Below are 17909 nucleotides of genomic sequence, written 5' to 3'. Positions count from 1 at the left end.
ATTTCGGCGCCGGTGATTTCTGTAATTCGGTCAGATTCTGCGCCTTAAGCTTTCAGCTGCGCCAGAATCTCCGGGTCCTTAATCTTCGTGTCCTCAGCCAGCAGCACGACCTTGGAGAGAATCTCCGCCGTACGCGGGTCCTCGTCCAGGAACGGCAGGAACAGCCGGCCCCGATGCTGGGAATGCACCGGAATAATGAACAATGCCCCACTCGCCTGCTTGTACACCTGGCCGCTGCCCAGATGCACCGCATACTCGCCCAGCGAGCCGTCGATGCGGGCATAACTGCCGTCCACCCGGACGTTGCCGATCTTCAGCAGACGCAGCGACTCCCCAACGATGACCCGGCGCATCTCTACCGTTGTCAGGCTGGCTTCCGGATCGACTCCGCCGACATGGGCCACGCTGACGACCAGATCTACATCCCGCATCACCTCCGAGAACAGCCGGGGCGGTACCTCATCCAGCATAACGTTCTTGTACGTAGTCCGGTCGAAGAACTGGACCGTCTCCAGCATCGGTGCTTCCGTATCCCCCGGAGAGAACCAGTCCGCCATCGCGTACAGCCTGGCAATCAGATTCTCGCCGTAGAATACCTTCTGCAGCCCTTCTTCATAGCTGACCGTCCACTGTCGCTCCCGCAGCAGCGCAACCGTCTTGCGCGGCTGTACCTGATGGCCCGCATAGCGGCGGGACACGCCGCCATTCGCCAGCTCATCCGCATTTGGCAGATACAGCTCCCGGAAGATCTGCTTGAACGGCTGGCTGAGCTGCCGGTCGAACAGATCCTTCTGGTACAGGCTCCATTGCCCGCTGTTATACAGATCCAGCGGATGAGCGATGAATAACTCATCCTTATCCGTAAGAGCAGCCTGCTCACCGGAAGGAGCCGCCAGTGCAGGCGGACTAGCCGTGAAGTAACCCAGCGTGCTGCCGCTCTTCAGGACCAGACCGCGCAGCAGCGGTGCCAGGATCGGGTTCTTGCTGAGCCCGTTAATCTCTTGCAGCGTGAAGCTGCTGCCCGATTCCATCGAGCGCTCCAGCTCCAGCCGCGCCCGGCGGAACTGGGCGGTCAGCTCGCTCCGCGTTTCCTTCAGCGCTTCGATATACGCATCCTTCTTCAAGCGGGCTGGTACCGACTTCAGCACTTTGCCTTTACTGGTGATGACCAGCTCACTCTGTCCCTGCTCATCAATGACCAGCTGGGCAGTGGTATCGGTATCCAGCGCGTGAGGCTCGAAGTATGGCTTCAGCTCATCCAGCTTGCGGGCTTCGATATCCCACATCAGCCGGGTAACATCGGCATATCCGGCATTGCGGGCCAGATTGCCGAGAGCAATCCGTGCAGCCAGCCCCTCACTCGCCCGCCGCTGTGCACCGAACTTCTTGCTCTCTGCCAGGAAGCGCTGGATCAGCTCATAGCGCTCCCGGATATCCTGCTCCCGGTTCTTGCCGAGCGGAATCAGACTGTAGCTGAGCAGATGGTCCTTGTTACGCTTCAGCAGAACGGACTCCTTCATCTCTTCCAGCTTCAGCTTGCCCAGCGTCGCATCGGCGAACAGCTGGGAACGCCGGTGGTTGGCGCCTGCGGAGATATACTTCGCGCAGTCATAGAGCAGATCGAAGCGCTTCTGTCCAAGCGTCTCATAAGCGGACCGGAACCAGTTCACATCGAAGGCGCCATCGTTGAAGTCCTGCGGCGTGATTGGCGAATAATGCGCCACCACGGTCTCCTTCTCCGCCGAGAAGCTCTCGTTGATGTGGGCGTGGAAATACCAGGCGGCGCTGCGGATGCCTTCCCATTCCAGATAACCCGAGATAATCTCAATCCACTGCGGTGCATACATCGCAGCTTCCAGCAGCCGCTTCTCCGTAATACCGGAGTCCTTCAGCATCGTCCGCAGGAGCGCAGCATCTTCACCCTCCCGGGGATGGCTGATCTTAAGCAGATGGCTGAAGGATTCCTTCTTCGTGATACTGTTCCCGTAGCCATATACATACCCCCGAATGAAGGTCTCCTTGTCCAGGCCTGCCAGAATACGGACAAAGTACTCCATGCCCTCGATCCGCTGCAGCCCCATCGCCAGCGGAGTCACTTCAGTCGGCAGCTCTCCGCGGACCAGCTCAATTTCCAGCAGCCGGTCAATCAGCACCTTGCGGATTCCGGCAATCTGTTCACTCTCGTTAATCCAGTCCACATGGCGCCCGGTAAGAGTGCGCATGTGGTTACGGTTGTTCTGGCCGGCAAGCAGTTCTTTGTATAACTCCCCTTCGCCGATCCATCCGGCTTCAAAAGCCTTCAAATAATCATACAGCTCCAGCACCGTACTGGCATCCTCCGGATTCATCCGGTCGAATGTATACAAGGATCTGAACAGCTCCTTGCGCTCCTCCGGCTCCTGCGCCCGGTCCCGCATCATTCTCAGCCATGGCTGGGCAAGCACATTCAGCAGCGTCGGCTCACTCTCCAGCTTGTCCTCCGGCATCGCGGCCAGGAGTGCATTCAGCGCCCCGTTGGCAAGGCTGAAGTTGTCTTGCTTGACACTGTCCGTATAGAATGCTCTGATCAGAGTCTCCGCCTGCTTCCCGTACCGCAGCCCGTCCAGCAGCCCGGTTACCTCCCTTATGGTCTGCAGCGGATAGATCTGCTCCGTGAATTCCGCCCGCCAGCCTTCCAGCAGCTTATGCTTCCTCATCTCCTGGTAATCCATCGAACCTCTGTAGTACCTGAAATAGCGGTCCAGCGTGTCATCCAGATCCTCCAGCAGGATATAGAAGTTAAGCTCCAGCAGCATTCTTGGATTCCAGCCGCTCTGCTCCAGGTAAGCCGACCATAGCTCATGAAGCGGATACTCCTCCAGCAGGGATTCAGAATCTTCTCTATCCCGGGCTGAAACCCACTTCATTGTACGCAGTAGTGCACCAATCAGCAGAGTCTCCTTCTGTCCGGAATAGAATTCGCTGACATATTCCGTATCCCGCTGCTCATGAATCTGCTCATCCAGCCCCTGCAGGAAGGTCCTGATCTCTTCCACGGGCAGGGAGAACACTTCCTCCCAGCGGAATGCTCCAGGCTGGGGTCCTCTGGTCAGCCACGGCTCCGTTTCATCCGGGTTGAACAATCCAAACCCGCTGGCTGCGGTATATTCATTCCTGCGGCCCAGCTTCGCAATGAGCTCCCGTTCCTTCGCCGCAGGCTCAGCAATCGCCTCCACCCAGGGACGCACCGTCTCGTACACGCCGCTACGCTGCTCATCCTCGAAGAGCACCGTCACCATCTCCAGTGCGGCCAGACGCTGCAGGCCATTCTTCACCTGCAGCAGCCTCCCGATGCTTCCTTCTAAGGCAGCATCCGGCTGGTTAAGCAGCAGCCTGGTCACGTTCTGGCGCAGCGATCCGGTCTTCAGCTTCAGCAGCGCCTCTGCCTGCACCAGTTCCTCAGCATCCAGCGTCCACTCCTTGGCCTGCTCCAGAGCCAGTTCACGGTTCTTCATGCTTTTATCACCGAGACTGGCGAACACGAATTCACGCTGCACCGGATCCAGCGGATCACTGATGAAGCTGGCCAGCAGCTCGCCGCGCAGATCAGGAGTCAGCTCATCCTTCAGCGCAATCAGCTCAGCAATCCAGCTATTGTCCATATCATATGCGGTCAGATACAGCATTTTGCGCACCGGAAGCTCCGGGGTATAGTTCACCTGAACGAAATTCAGCACTTTGGATTCTATGGTTAATTCACGCTGGGGCGCGCGCAGGAACATGGCCTTGAGGGCAGTGAAATCGCGCTGCCGCGCCTCCTTATCCTCAAGCTGCGGAGAACGCTGCACGTCCAGCTTCGGCCCGTTCTTATCCGGTCTCCACAGCCTGCTGTATCCGTAGGAATAATTGGTCAGCACCCAGTATTGCAGCTCCAGATCCTGCTCCTCCAGGGATTGCCGGGCACTCTCCAGCCGCAGCTCACTGTGCTGGCTGTTCGCCAGCACATACTGGGCCACAATCCGCTGATAGAGCTGCCCCTTGGCCATCAGCGTCTCAATCCGTCCATACAGATCCTCTTCCTCATATACGGCTGTCGCCCACAGGCTCAGGTAGACATGATGCGCGTTGGCATCCTCCAGCCACGCTGTCCTCACCGCTTCATCCGTCAGAACCAGATAGGCCCCTTCAATCAGGCTCTTGGCCACCCGCTGATTCTGGGCTTCCAGCCCCATTCCCGTCCACACGCCCAGCGCGCGCACGACAGAGCTGTAGCGGACGAAATCATTATCCAGAATCAGCTTCAGCATATACAGATTGTTATCCAGCGTCCCCTCATCCATCCGTTCTACCAGCGATTGGCGCAGTCCCTCCTGCAGCCTGGCAGCCAGCAGCAGCTCGCCCAGCATAACCACCGCTTCCTGCCGGTGACTCATGAATACTCCCTTGATCACCTCGAAGCTGAGCACTGCTGCCTGGTTATCGCCGTAGACCATTTCCTTCAGGATCTCCAGCATCTCGCTGCTGTCCTCACGGTCCAGCTCACAGGCAATGACATCGCTTAAGACCAGCTTGAAGCGGTAACTCTCATTGTAATCCGTATCATTGTCCTTTTTGCGCAGATACTCTCCAAGGACGAAACCGTGCCGCTCCATGAGGATCAGCGAGCTCAGCTTGCTTAGGATTTGTGCACTGTGCAGCGCAAGACTTCGGGTACGGTAAGGTCTGCGCGCGTATCCCCTGCTATATGGATACTCCGTACAATGCCCGACTATGTAGTTCATAACCCCGGCGGTATAAGGGCTGAACAGCTTCCTGACAGCCTCCAGCAGCGGTTCGTATATTTGTTCTGTCCAGCCGCCAGCCAGTGTCCACAGCCGTTCCATGCATGCCTTACTCTCATCCTCCTGACCGCCTAAATAACTCAGCCTGCTGAGTCCGATAACCATAGACGCAAGTCCTGACGTTTCTTCATCCAGCCCCCGCGCCTTCTCCTCCATCTCCGCATACCACTGCGCTTCCAGATCCTCCGTTTTACTTACCGCCATATTCTGTTCCCCCTTCTACGTAGTCTTCCTACCATAGCCTTCCGGCCAGCATGGTGAACCGGATGAATACCAGCTCATCCCCCTCCCCAATCTGCAACGGCTCCTCAAGCAAGGCACATTCCCGCTCCTGCAGGAACACCTTATATAATCCGTCCTCAAAAGCAAGCAGTGCCGCAGCAACCGCTTCAGCAGCAACCGGCGGCTCACCGTTATAAACCGTACCGAAGCCGACCTTGCCGTTCTCTCCCTGCTCCCCAATCTCCGCACCCGTAAGGAATGGAAGCACCTCACCGCGGCCCTGCCTGTCCACAAGCCCCTGCACCTGCTGAAGCACGACCTCTTCAATCAGCTCCTTCACCGTAGCAGGAGTCCTCCCGAGCAACAATTCCTTCCGCTCCAGCACCGGCTTGCGTTTGCCCAGGCTTTTGACGGTCACATACAGCCGCACATCCATCCCTCCTGTTTCTACAGACCTTAATGGAAAACAGACTATCTAAGTCTAATACCCAATTCCGGCCCTCCTGCCGCACTTCTGCACGATTTCAGGCAAGTACCGGGCTGTTCAGTCCCCGAAGGACCGCCGATCCTGCATCAATCTGCCATTTCACCGCCGAATTTCCCACACAAGCTCTTTTTTTGTTAAAATAGAATTGTCGGCGCATTTCCGTGCAATTCTAGCGCCAGTCACTGAAACGGAGGCATTACCTGTGGATTATATTGTTCTGGACATCGAATTCAACGGCCGCAAATTTGCCAGCGAGCATCCTATGGAGGTCATTGAGATCGGAGCGGTCCGGTTAGACGCTTCATTGCAGGTTAAGGATGAATTCTCAGCCTTGATCAAACCCATATACTTCTCCACCCTGAATTCTTTTATTAAGAAAAAAACCGGCATCCCCCAAGAGGATATCGACGTCGCCAGCCGGTTCCCGAAGGTGATTACCGCCTTCAGAGCCTGGCTGGAGCAGAGCCCGGACGGCGTACTGCTGCTGACCTGGGGCGGCGAGGATATGAAGCGGATTATCCAGGATGTGCGGATGCACAAGATGGATGACTCCTACTGGATGGAAGCCACCTACTTCGATCTGCTCAAAGGGGTCCTGCGAGCCCGCAGCCTCAGCAATGATATCAGCGTCGAAGGCGCCATGGCCCTGTTTGGCCTTGAGCCTTCCGGTTCGGCGCACCGCGCGCTGGACGATGCCAAGATGACGGCAGAAATTTTCCGTGCGGTCTTCAGCGAACTGGACTTCGAGCGGTCGCAGCACTATGTCGATACCTTCTCGAACGCGAGGGAGCGCAAGACGGTCAAGATTGCAATCAAAGCAATGAACGCCCAAAAAATCGTTCCTACCTGGGAGCTGGTAGCCGAGCATTACTTCCCTGCTGAGGATGCGCTGGCTGACCCCCGGAAGCTGGCTGAACTACAGGCCTATTTCGCCGCCCAGCTCGGCAAGAAGTAGACAGGCTTCATCATCCGCCAAGGCAGCGGCAATGATTATTTTGCGAAGGGATGGGACTACATTGACGCAAGGATTATTAGTCTATCTGAATGGAACTTCAAGCTCCGGGAAGACCTCCATATCGACTGAACTAACCAATCAGCAAGAGATTCCTTTTTATCATTTATCCGTTGATGATTTTTTTAATAATTACAACGATTTTATTAACAATAAATTTCCGGATGATCCCCCAAAAGAAATAGATCATCAAGTCGTCTCACAAATCCTTGATGATTCCATATTCTCGGTGTACCATTCGACCATTAAATTGTTATTGGAACTGGGTTTTAATGTAATTGTGGATACCGTAATCGACAATGGCAAGCGGTTTAATGAATTTCATGATCAATTTTCTGATCAGCCTGTGCTATTCATAGGTGTATTATGTTCGCAGGAAGAGCTCATCAGAAGAGAGCAGGCAAGAGGAGATCGAAGGGCGGGACTTGCAGCTTCACAGTTTAGCGAAGTCTATTGCTTTGATGAATATGACTTCGAAGTAAATACGGAAGAGCTCAGTCCGGTGGAATGTGCCGGGAAGATATTAAGTTATATGAAGTCCGGTAAGGAATACGCGGTATTTAAGCAGCTTAGTACAAGAAGTGATTCAGCCAACTGAAAATGACCGCTCAATGAACCGCCTTTTCGCTAAGGCGGTTTTCTTTAAAAGATTACGCCAGAATTTATAGGTTTCACATGATAACTCACACTTCTATGTCTCGCCGAAACGGTGCCGGCCTTCCAAGAGGACAGCGAAGTCGTCTGTACTTGTCGTCATAAAAATAAGGTTTGACCTTGCCGTTACGTAAAGGTGTAGAGTGAATTCTGTAAGCAGCAGCTTACACGGCGGGGACGCGGAAGCTGTCCATGCTGTACACGCCAAGACAGAGCTGGGAGGAGACAGACCATGGAGTACACTGTTCAAAAGCTGGGGGCGCTCGCGGGCATCAGCACGCGGACCCTGCGGTATTACGATGAATTCGGCATTCTGAAGCCGGCCAGAATCAATTCCTCGGGATACCGGATCTATGGCCAGGCTGAGGTGGACCGGCTGCAGCAGATTCTTTTTTACCGAGAGCTGGGCTTAAGCCTGGAGGGGATCAGGGACATTGTCAACTCGCCTTCCTTCGATGGAGCGCGCGCCCTGCGCGAGCACCATGACAAGCTATTGCAGCGGAGACAGCAGCTGGACCAGCTGATCGCGAACGTCGAGCAGAGCATTGCATTCGCAGAAGGGAGAATTACAATGAGTAATGAGGAGAAATTCACAGGCTTCAAGCAGAAGCTGATCGGGGATAACGAGCAGAAGTACGGTCAGGAGATCCGGGAGAAATACGGTGAGGAAGCGGTCGAGAAGTCGAACCGCAAGCTGAAGAACATGACCGAGGAGCAGTACGCTGCCATTCAGCAGCTCGAAGCGGACATGTTCGCGTCGCTCGAACAGGCGATGGAGGACGGGGATGCTGCAAGCGAGCTTGCGCAGAAGGCAGCGGACCTGCACCGCCAGTGGCTCAGCTTCTATTGGGATACTTACACCAAGGAAGCCCATGCAGGCGTAGCTCAGATGTATGTCGATGACGAGCGCTTCACCGCTTATTACGACAAGCGCCGTCCGGGAATGGCAGAGTTCCTGCGGGATGCCGTACATGTGTATACGGGAGCGAAGCAGTAGGTTAAGGTACCTCCCGTGTCCCGCTAATCAGGTCTTCCGCTTCGGCGGTTGCCCGGTGAATTGCGGGGACCTTGCTCACCATAAAGAGGCAGCCGGATTGCAACGGCTGCCTCTTGTACATATGCTAAATTCTCTATAGTGCCTACTGCTCAGTCGTCATCGCCCTCGGAGTCTACATCCGTGTACACAATCTTCGCCGTATACGCATCGACTCCCACTTCTGTCGAGACCTGTCCGTTGCGGATCTCTACCTCATACACAGCGCCGCCATGGTCCCGGTCCAGGTCAATTTCCGCTACTGTTCCCTTTACTGAAGCTGCTGCCACCTCAGCCGCTCTGGCTGCGGTAATCATCTTACCGCTTGGCGCCGTAGCCGCCGTGTTATTATCGTCACGGTCATCGTCAGCATCCTTGCGCACACTGATCACTTTACCGGTATAAGCATCGACCCGGACCTCTGTTTCCTGCTTGGTCTGCTGAATCTCGATGTCGTAATACATGCTGCCGGCTTTCTTTTCAAGATCAATATTCTCAACTTGTCCTGGCGCTGCCTTCAGAGCGATCTGTTCAGCCTTGCTTATCCCAATCAGCGTCTTGCTCTGACTCTGCACGGCTGCAGCCGCTTCTGCCGTACCGCCTCTAACCTCACCGATGCCGTAAGCACCTCCGAGAATCAATGCTGCCGCCGCCATACTGCTCCATATCTTTTTGTTCATCTATAACGCCTCCTAAGTTCATTCTGTGCTGCTCATGTAGTAACTATAACGCCCGAACATGAGAGGACAGCGGGAGGAACATTAGAATTTGATGAGAAAAACAACCCGCAAAGCGGAGCTGTAGCTTCGACTATTGATTCAGGTACTCTGCGAGGCCCCAAAACCTATAAATTCTTGCCTCAAAAAAAGACTCAGGAGTTCCCCCCGTCCGGCTCTTCCCAGGTTACTGACATAATGCCGCCCGATATGGCGTTCACCTGGACTACAGCTTCCCTTCCGTCTGAGGTCTTAATCTCCACCAGATAGTACGCACCTGATTCGTTGATGCCGGTATCCACATCATCCGGCTTCCCCGGCACCTCCTGCAAAGCCAGCCGGACAGCTTCATCCTCCGAGACCACGCGCTGCGCAGACGGGGACGGCGTAGGGGGCGGTGAAGGGGATGGCGAGGCAGCAGCTCCGCCCGGAAGGGCCCCGGACACTGAAGGCGTTGGCTGGACCACCGGTTCAACGGTATGCTTCAATAGCACGATAGATATAATCTCACCCGTGGCTCCATCCAGCTTAAGCTTATACCACCCCTGCACGGTCTGAAGCTCCGCAATATATTGTCCGGCTTGAAGCTCCAGGCTCCCCACCTTTCCGGGATATTCGTTCAGCACTGCCTGCTCCGCCTGCTCTCTGGACAACAGCGGTTCGGATTGCTTCCCGAATATTCGCAGTGCCGCCCAGACCAGCACAAGAAGGATAACTATGACGATAGCAGCCTTGATTACCCTGCTCTTGTTCATTCGTTGCTTATTCACTCGTTCCTTGTTCACTTGTCCCTTATCCATTAACCTCCCCCCTGCTCTTTAGCCGCAACCTCGATCATCACCGAGGTTCCCCGGCCTACAGCGCTATCTATGGATAACTTCGCTCCAATAGCATCTGCGATCTCGGCAGCGAGCGACAGCCCCAAGCCTGCACCTCCGCCCGCGCGGCTCCTCGCCTCATCCACTCTGTAGAAGCGGTCGAAGATCTTAGGCAGCTCCTCGGGAGGAATCCCGATGCCCTGGTCGGTAATGACTATCCTCCGCTCCTGCCCGGAAGCTTCCAGGCTGACAGTGATTGCCTCATCGCTATATTTGCGGGCATTGTCCAGGAAGATGAACAGCAGCTGCCTCAGCTTCGCTCCATCGCTGTATCCTTCAACCGGGCCCTTGGACTGAACAATGATCTCTCTTCCGTAGGCATTATGAAAGACCTTGGCCGAGGCACGGACCAGCTCTTCGAGATCAAGCATGGTCAACTCAAGATCCGAGTGTTCATGATGCTTCGCCAGCAACAGCAGCTGCTCGGTCAGCTCCTTCATCCGAACCGCTTCGGAATGGATAGCTTCAACGGATTCATTGAACAGCTCGGGATGGTCCAGCCCTCTGCGCTTCAGCAGACTGGCATAGCTCTCGATTACCGTCAGCGGGGTACGCAGCTCATGTGACGCATCCGATACGAATTTCTCCTGCTTCACATGGTTGCTCTCCAGAAGCGCGATCATCTCATTGAAGGTGTGTCCCATCTCCGTCAGCTCATCCCTGGAGGTCTCCTTCAGCGTAAGTCTGCGAAATTTCCCGCTATTGCGGATCTCCCGCATGGTAGCCGTCATGTGGACGATCGGGCGCATAATCAGCCCCGCCAGCAGGCGGCTGGATAACAGCAAGGGCAGCAGCACCAGAGCCGTGGCCCCGGCAAGCACAAGCCGCAGTACACGCAGGGTATTCATAGTACTCTCCAGACTTTTGGTTGTCTGGACATTCCTGACGTTCCCGTCTGTCCAGATGACCGGAATGCTCACGAATGCATAAGAGCGTCCGCCCGTCTGAATCCTCTTAATCTGCTTGTCTGTATAATAGACCGGCTTCAGCCGGCTGATCTCCTGTTCGGAGGCAGAGGTAACAGGGGCAGGACCGCTTCCGTCTGCAGACAGCAGCCGGAGCATTCCTTCAATCGGCACATAGGCCCGGAGCAGCTCCTGCGCTGCCACCCCTTCTCCCGCCCTTCTCATATCCGCGGCAATCCTTGCCGTCTCTGCAGCTGCCTGCTCCAGCTGACTGTCTATCGACAACCGGCTGAACATCAGGTAGATGAACAGGTTCATCATCACAAGCAGTACAGCAAACAGCACACTGGAGTAGAGATGTATGGTGCTCCGCAGCTTCATGGAGAATCCTTCAGCACATAGCCGATGCCCCGCACGGTATGAATCAGCTCTTCCTGATTATCCAGCGTAAGCTTCTTGCGGACATAGCGGATGTAGACGTCCACGATGTTCGTATCACCGTAATAATCATAACCCCAGACCGCTGTCATAATCTGCTCCCGGTTCAGCACCTGCTGCTTATTCTTCAGCAGATACACCAGCAGATCGAACTCCCGCGGCGTCAGCTCAATCTGTCTGCCCGCCCGGACTACCTCACGCGTAGCTTCGTTCAGTTCAAGATCATCCGCCCGCAGCAGCGAGGCTGCTTCCGCCGTCTTCCGGCCTGAGGCCAGCCGCAGCGCAGCGCGGACCCGGGCCAGCAGCTCCTCTATTTGAAAAGGCTTGGTAATATAATCATTCGCCCCCAAATCAAGCCCTGATACCTTATCCTCCACCGAGCTTTTGGCAGTCAGCAGCAGAACGGGAGTATCTGCATCCACTGCCCGGATACGCCGCAGCAGCTCTATTCCGCTGAATCCGGGCAGCATCACATCCAGCAGCAGCAAATCCGGCTGCTGCTCCTGATACAGCTCAAGCCCCTGGTGGCCGCTGCCTGCAATGGCTACACGATACCCCTCGCATTCCAGCTCAATCTGCAGCAGACGGGCAATTCTCACCTCATCCTCAACAACCAGAATGGATTCTGTCATGAATATCCCTTCCTCTCTGCCTGGGTGCAAGTGATGTGCCATTGTTCAATTGGCTCAGGAACACCCTGTTCTCTTCAACTCCGTATCTGCGTATGTACCAGCAACCGCAGCAGAAGTTATAAGCTGCGGTGCAGCAGCTCCAGCACCCTGCGCAGCTCGGTAACCGCTACCTGACCGGGAGCGGATGGCTTATGGGCCGCCCCGAAGGTCAGCGCCGAGCCGAAGATCTCTCCGGCCAGGCGGCTGATCACGCCCTCACCGGCCATCGACATCGTGATGATCGGACGATCCGCGTACTGCTCCTGCATCAGGTTCGTTGCTGCCAGCAGGGTCAGCACATCTCCCGCCTTCTGCGGCATCACGGCAATCTTCGGCAGGTCGCCGCCAAGCTCCTGTGCCCGGCGCAGCCGGGATACGATCTCTTCCAGAGGCGGCGTCCCCTGGAAGTCATGATTCGAGACAATCACGAACACCGCCTGCTCATGCGCCGCTGCAATCAGTCTGCGGACATCCGCTTCCTCATTGAACAGCTCCACATCCACGATATCCACCAGTCCGCTCGCTATCGCAGCTTCGTTGAGCCGGATATAATATTCCGTGGAAATCTCCTTCTCCCCGCCTTCCCTGGCGCTGCGGAATGTGAAGATCAGCGGAACCTCCGGCAGAAGCTGCCCGATTTCCCGCAGAGCCTCCGTTACCGCTGCAGGATCCTCCACTTGGCTGAAGTAATCACTCCGCCACTCTACCACATCTGGTGCCAGAGCCTTAAGCGCCTCCGCCTCTTCCCGAAGCCCGGATAACGTCGTTCCGACCAGCGGAACGCAGATCTTGGGGATTCCCTCCCCCAGGGTTACATTCTTGACGGTTACTGTACCGCTCATCGTGTCAGCTCCTTATGTATCAGGCCATGCCTGAGAATTTGAGATTTAGCCGCTCAACCCGCAGAGCTGCGGAGAATGACCTACCGCAGAGCTCTGCGGGTTCCATTTGAGGGGTAACTCTATAGATTGTACTTGTCCTTCTTCTACAAATCCTGCTAATACTACAACATTTCCCTCATCCTATCGGCCCAAGTCCTAAATTGTTGTACAAAAGGCAGGATCTCACCTTTTTCAAGCAGGCTAGCCGGAATATTCTTGTAGTTTATACAACAATCCTTTTAAATACTTGGCTATCCAGAATCAAAGCTGCAAATTGTGCAACATTTATGGAAATCCGCAGACGGACACTGCTTCCGAAGCTAGCTTTTCTGTGGAAAGCTATCAGGCAGACTTGCTATTACGTCCGGTACCGGGGATAGCTTAAGAGGAGAGCTGGTTGGATTGGATAGCTGATGCTGGATTCGCGCCGTATAAACTATAACTGTATTTTGTGCAACTACTGTTCGCCACGCTCCGCATCAGCAACCTGCTGCAGGAATTGCTCCACCTCACCCAGCCGGGGCAGCGACGAGATCGCCCCCGCCTTGCCGACAGCCAGGGCACCTACAGCATTCGCGAACCGGACCGATTCATCCAGCGTCTTGCCGCGGGTAAGCTGCCAGGCCAGCGCCCCGTTGAAGGAATCTCCGGCAGCAACTGTATCGACAGCATGCACCGGGAAGCCGGGAACATGCAGGCTTCCCGCGGCGTTCACGATCAGCGCTCCTTTGGAGCCTAATGTGACGATAATGTGCTGAACCCCTTTTTGCAGCAAAATCCGTGCCGCACGCTCCGCATCATCAATGCTCTCTACAGTAATACCGGCCAGAATCCCCGCCTCTGTCTCATTCGGAGTCACGTAAGTTACATGCCGGAGCAGTTCGTCACTAAGCGGCCGGGCCGGAGCCGGGTTAAGAATCACCGGAATCCCGTGCCGGGACGCAATAGCCGCCGCAGCCCCGCACATCGCCAGATCCGTCTCCAGCTGCATGACCACTATCCGGGCTTGGGCAATAACAAATGCAAGGGCTTCAATATCCTCCGGGGTCATCTCCACATTCGCACCCGGCACTACAATAATACGGTTCTCGCCAGCGCCATCCACCACAATCGAAGCTACCCCTGTTGCCTGGGACTCGCTCCGTGAGATGTACTCCGTATGAATCTGCTCCTGCTGCATAATCTCCAGCAATCCGTTGCCGAAGGCATCCTTCCCCACTCTGCCGATCATCGTTACATCTGCACCAAGCCGGGCCGCAGCGACAGCCTGATTCGCCCCTTTTCCGCCCGGAGACAAGGCAAAGCCTTGACCGAACAAGGTCTCACCGGCTTCCGGTGCACGCTCTGCCCGTACGACCATATCCATATTCAGACTTCCAATTACGACTATACTCAACCTTCTACACCACCACTTGGTTTATTTTCATTACGTATGCGCCTTGAAGGCTGCCTTCTCCATACAAAGGACAGCAGCGGCGGCATTACCGGTTATGCTCCCCTTATATTATGGCCTTCTGCCAGGTTAATCAAATTTTTATTATACGGGCCGCAGGCTGTAATTCGTCACCGAAACTTCGCTGTGCTTTTTAAGCATAACTATGCTAGAATAATTGTGCAATCGCTTCCAGAGCATGTCTCTCCCCATTTGAGCAAACGTTTGCATCTTAGATACAGCCTACAGCAATTCCTATCCCCGGTACCATCTAATTCGTATTTAGGAGGCTTATCAAGTGAGCGAGAACCAGTTACCGTCAGTAGCTTATTTCAGCATGGAGTACGGACTGCATTCCGACTTCAAAATGTACGCCGGAGGTCTGGGCATTCTGGCCGGAGATTATATCAAAGGCGCACAGGATATCGGGGCTCCCATCATCCCTATTGGACTCAAATGGAAACAAGGCTACACCGATCAGAAGATTGATGCAGACGGCAACCCCTACGACTCCTATCATAACTACGTGTATGACTTCCTGGAAGATACAGGCGTCAGCGTAACGGTAAAAGTCAGAAAAACCGATGTCGTCTGCAAAGTGTGGAAGACAGAGCATTTCGGAAACCGTCCGCTCTATTTGCTGGATACGGATATTCCCGAGAACAGCGACGCCTGGATCACAGGCCAGCTCTACGGCTGGTTCGGGGAAGAGCGCATTGCGCAGGAGATCGTCCTTGGAGTCGGCGGCGTCAAAGCCATGCGTGCCCTGGGGATTCCAATTGATGTGTATCACTTCAATGAAGGACATGCGGCTCTGGCAGCGATCGAGCTGATTCGTGAGAAGATGTCCGGCGGCAGTACCTTTGAAGAAGCCTGGAAAGCTACACGGGAAGAGGTTGTGTTCACTACACATACACCGATTAAGGAAGGCAATGAGACCCATCCGCTGGATCGTCTCGAATACATGGGAGCCTTCGGCGGCTTAACCCGCGACCAGATGGAGCGGATCGGCGGCGACCCCTTCAACATGACGGTTGCCGGTCTGCGGCTGTCACGGATCTCGAACGCGGTTGCCCAGCTTCATGCCGATACCGCGAACAAAATGTGGAAGGAAGTCGCCGGCAGATCAGAGATCATCGGCATCACCAATGCGATTCACACCCCTACCTGGGTAGATGAGCGGATGACCCGTGCCTTCGGGGAGGGCGGCGACCTGTGGGCCGTGCATAAGGAGATCAAGCAGGAGCTGATCGGTTTCATTGCGCAGCGCTCCGGCATCGCCCTGAATGCAGACCATCTGCTCATCGGCTTCTCCCGCCGGGCGGCTCCCTACAAGCGCAGTGACCTGATCTTCTCCCAGCCGGAGGTGATTGAGCCTTATCTGGAGAGCGGCAAGATCCAGATTGTATTCTCCGGCAAGGCGCATCCGCTCGACGACAACGGCAAAAAGATCGTCAGCAACCTTGTAGCCATGATGAAAAAATATCCGAAGAGCGTAGTCTTCCTGGAGAACTACGATATGACCATCGGGGCACAGCTGACCCGCGGCTCGGATATCTGGCTCAACAATCCGCGCAGACCGCTGGAAGCAAGCGGAACCTCAGGCATGAAGGCCGCCATGAACGGCGTCCTGAACTGCTCGATCCTTGACGGCTGGTGGCCGGAAGCCTGCATAGACGGAGAGAACGGCTGGCAGATTGGTGACGGCTTCGAGACTACCGATTTTGCAGTGCTCGACAAGCACGACAGTGACGCTCTATACGACACGCTTCTGAACCGTGTCCTTCCAGTCTTTTATGAGGATCAGGCAAAGTGGGTACAGATGATGCACCGCAGCATCGAGACCACCCGCACCGAGTTCGCCACCAAACGTATGCTGGACGAATACTATACCAGAATGTACATTCCAAGCTAATTAGCCTCCACCAACAGCACCTCTATCCATACATTCACCGCCGGTCTCTGACCGCCAGAATCCATGGCCCTTCACGTTTATGCGTGGAGGGCTTTGTTCAAATTTCTCCCCGAAAGAGAGGCAGATCGAACATGAACCAAGCGCCTACCGCATATTGTTAATTATAATAATTATAAAAAAGGATTGATTTTATTAAATTTTTTGTTATCATGAAACTTATACTTATTCTAAAATCAAATCCTAATACGAGGTGATTGTGTTTATGACTCCGAATCATAACAATAAACTGACTACAAGCTGGGGCGCCCCTGTCGGCGACAACCAGAATTCTATGACAGCAGGCTCACGCGGGCCTACTTTGCTGCAGGACGTTCATTTGCTGGAAAAGCTGGCCCATTTCAATCGGGAACGTGTTCCTGAACGTGTCGTCCATGCCAAAGGCGCCGGGGCCCATGGTTATTTTGAAGTCACCAATGATCTCTCCCAATATACGAAGGCTTCCTTCTTGTCTGAAGTCGGCAAACGCACACCGATGTTCATCCGATTCTCCACTGTAGCCGGAGAATCGGGGTCTTCCGACACCGTGCGCGATCCGCGCGGCTTCGCCGTGAAATTCTATACCGAAGAAGGCAACTACGACCTGGTCGGCAACAACACGCCTGTCTTTTTCATCCGTGATGCGATTAAATTCCCGGACTTTATCCATACCCAGAAACGCCATCCGCAGACCCATCTGAAGAATCCGAATGCCGTCTGGGACTTCTGGTCCCTCTCTCCTGAATCTCTGCACCAGGTTACGATTCTGATGTCTGACCGCGGCATTCCGGCTACCCTCCGTCATATGCACGGCTTCGGCAGCCATACCTTCAAGTGGGTCAATGCTGAAGGCGCGGCCGTGTGGGTGAAGTACCATTTCAAGACAGAGCAAGGCGTCAAGAACCTCGATGTTACACTGGCTGCACAGCTTGCCGCTGACAACCCGGATTATCATACGGAGGACTTGTTCAACGCTATTGATAAGGGGGACTTCCCGGCCTGGAGACTGCACGTGCAGATCATGCCTGTAGAGGATGCCGACACCTACCGTTTCGATCCGTTCGATGTCACCAAAGTATGGTCCCAGAAGGATTATCCGCTGATTGAGGTTGGCCGTATGGTGCTGGACCGCAACCCTGACAATTACTTCGCTGAAGTGGAGCAGGCTACCTTCTCCCCCGGCTCATTCGTGCCCGGCATAGAAGCTTCCCCTGATAAAATGCTTCAGGGCCGTCTCTTCGCATACGGGGATGCCCACCGGTACCGGGTAGGAGCGAATCATAACCATCTGCCGGTTAACCGGCCCATCGCAGAGGTCAACAATAATCAGCGCGACGGCGCAATGAATGCTACGAATAACGGAGGAGGCTCCGTCTATTATGAGCCTAACAGCTCCGGCGGAGCCACCGAGTCACCGCAGCATAAACCGGCTGCATTCGAAGTCTCCGGCCAGGCGGACAGTGTTCCTTATGACCATGACGATCACTACACCCAGCCGGGTGACCTGTACCGTCTGCTGAGTGAAGAGGAACGTGCCCGGCTTGTGCGCAACATTGTAGGCGCCATGACTCCAGTGCAGTCCGACGAGATCAAGCTTCGCCAGATAGGTCATTTCTTCAAAGCTGATCCGGAATTTGGACGGCGTATCGCTGACGGGCTGGGGCTGGCTGTAACCGAGTAACCTGGAAGCAGCAGCAAAAAGGGGTAAGCATCGCTTACCCCTTTTTTGCATTATATACCACTTATATTTCCAGAATAATAAGACAGAGAATTCAGATTAGTGTCCTGCTCCATGATTGTTGATAGATA

General features: G+C 54.8%; 13 protein-coding genes. 5 read left to right on the top strand and 8 right to left on the bottom strand.

What is annotated here, in order from left to right; all coding sequences use genetic code 11:
• Positions 1 to 44: 44 nt before the first annotated feature.
• Positions 45 to 5024, bottom strand: coding sequence for a DUF4132 domain-containing protein (locus KDC22_RS04295; RefSeq protein ID WP_211722174.1), 4980 nt, complete (start codon positions 5022 to 5024; stop codon positions 45 to 47).
• Between the two features lie 28 nt (positions 5025 to 5052).
• A complete protein-coding gene (locus KDC22_RS04290; protein ID WP_216857370.1) occupies positions 5053 to 5478 on the bottom strand; it encodes a hypothetical protein in 426 nt (141 codons plus the stop codon).
• A gap of 253 nt (positions 5479 to 5731) precedes the next feature.
• Between KDC22_RS04290 and KDC22_RS04285 the strand changes: the two genes are divergently transcribed.
• The 3 genes from KDC22_RS04285 (at position 5732) to KDC22_RS04275 (ending at position 8192) form a co-directional block, all read left to right on the top strand.
• A complete protein-coding gene (locus tag KDC22_RS04285) occupies positions 5732 to 6484 on the top strand; it encodes a 3'-5' exonuclease (protein ID WP_173136862.1) in 753 nt (250 codons plus the stop codon).
• Positions 6485 to 6545: 61 nt separating this feature from the next.
• Positions 6546 to 7139, top strand: a complete 594-nt coding sequence (locus tag KDC22_RS04280; RefSeq protein ID WP_211722173.1) for a chloramphenicol phosphotransferase CPT family protein — start codon at positions 6546 to 6548, stop codon at positions 7137 to 7139.
• 288 nt (positions 7140 to 7427) lie between these two features.
• Entirely contained in the window at positions 7428 to 8192 is a 765-nt protein-coding gene (locus tag KDC22_RS04275; protein WP_211722172.1) for a MerR family transcriptional regulator, read from the top strand.
• A gap of 149 nt (positions 8193 to 8341) precedes the next feature.
• Here KDC22_RS04275 and KDC22_RS04270 read toward each other — a convergent pair whose 3' ends face one another.
• From KDC22_RS04270 to rbsK, 6 genes are all read right to left on the bottom strand, one after another.
• Positions 8342 to 8908: a PepSY domain-containing protein gene (locus KDC22_RS04270; RefSeq protein WP_173136868.1), complete on the bottom strand. Its 567-nt coding sequence runs from the start codon at positions 8906 to 8908 to the stop codon at positions 8342 to 8344.
• 191 nt (positions 8909 to 9099) lie between these two features.
• Positions 9100 to 9744 carry a PepSY domain-containing protein gene (locus KDC22_RS04265; protein ID WP_246553283.1) on the bottom strand — a complete coding sequence of 215 codons (645 nt, stop codon included), beginning with the start codon at positions 9742 to 9744 and terminating at the stop codon, positions 9100 to 9102.
• On the bottom strand, positions 9744 to 11108 hold the full coding sequence (locus tag KDC22_RS04260) for a sensor histidine kinase (RefSeq protein ID WP_173136870.1): 1365 nt from the start codon (positions 11106 to 11108) through the stop codon (positions 9744 to 9746). Before KDC22_RS04260 ends, KDC22_RS04265 begins: the two co-directional genes overlap by 1 nt.
• Positions 11105 to 11797 (bottom strand): response regulator transcription factor, encoded by a 693-nt coding sequence (locus KDC22_RS04255; protein ID WP_173136872.1) that lies wholly within the window; start codon positions 11795 to 11797, stop codon positions 11105 to 11107. Before KDC22_RS04255 ends, KDC22_RS04260 begins: the two co-directional genes overlap by 4 nt.
• Before the next feature lie 116 nt (positions 11798 to 11913).
• Positions 11914 to 12678 carry a type I 3-dehydroquinate dehydratase gene (aroD, locus tag KDC22_RS04250; protein ID WP_211722171.1) on the bottom strand — a complete coding sequence of 255 codons (765 nt, stop codon included), beginning with the start codon at positions 12676 to 12678 and terminating at the stop codon, positions 11914 to 11916.
• A 496-nt stretch (positions 12679 to 13174) separates the two neighbouring features.
• Positions 13175 to 14113: a ribokinase gene (gene rbsK, locus KDC22_RS04245; RefSeq protein WP_211722170.1), complete on the bottom strand. Its 939-nt coding sequence runs from the start codon at positions 14111 to 14113 to the stop codon at positions 13175 to 13177.
• Between the two features lie 334 nt (positions 14114 to 14447).
• Here rbsK and glgP point away from each other — a divergent pair, with 334 nt between their 5' ends.
• Entirely contained in the window at positions 14448 to 16064 is a 1617-nt protein-coding gene (gene glgP / locus KDC22_RS04240; protein ID WP_211722169.1) for an alpha-glucan family phosphorylase, read from the top strand.
• A gap of 262 nt (positions 16065 to 16326) precedes the next feature.
• Positions 16327 to 17781, top strand: a complete 1455-nt coding sequence (gene katA / locus KDC22_RS04235) for a catalase KatA (RefSeq protein ID WP_211722168.1) — start codon at positions 16327 to 16329, stop codon at positions 17779 to 17781.
• The last annotated feature ends 128 nt before the right edge of the window (positions 17782 to 17909 follow it).

Source organism: Paenibacillus tritici, assembly GCF_018207515.1.
GTDB lineage: Bacteria > Bacillota > Bacilli > Paenibacillales > Paenibacillaceae > Paenibacillus_AQ > Paenibacillus_AQ tritici.
Note: the sequence above shows the minus strand (reverse complement) of the source record. Positions and strands in the feature narration are given on the sequence as shown.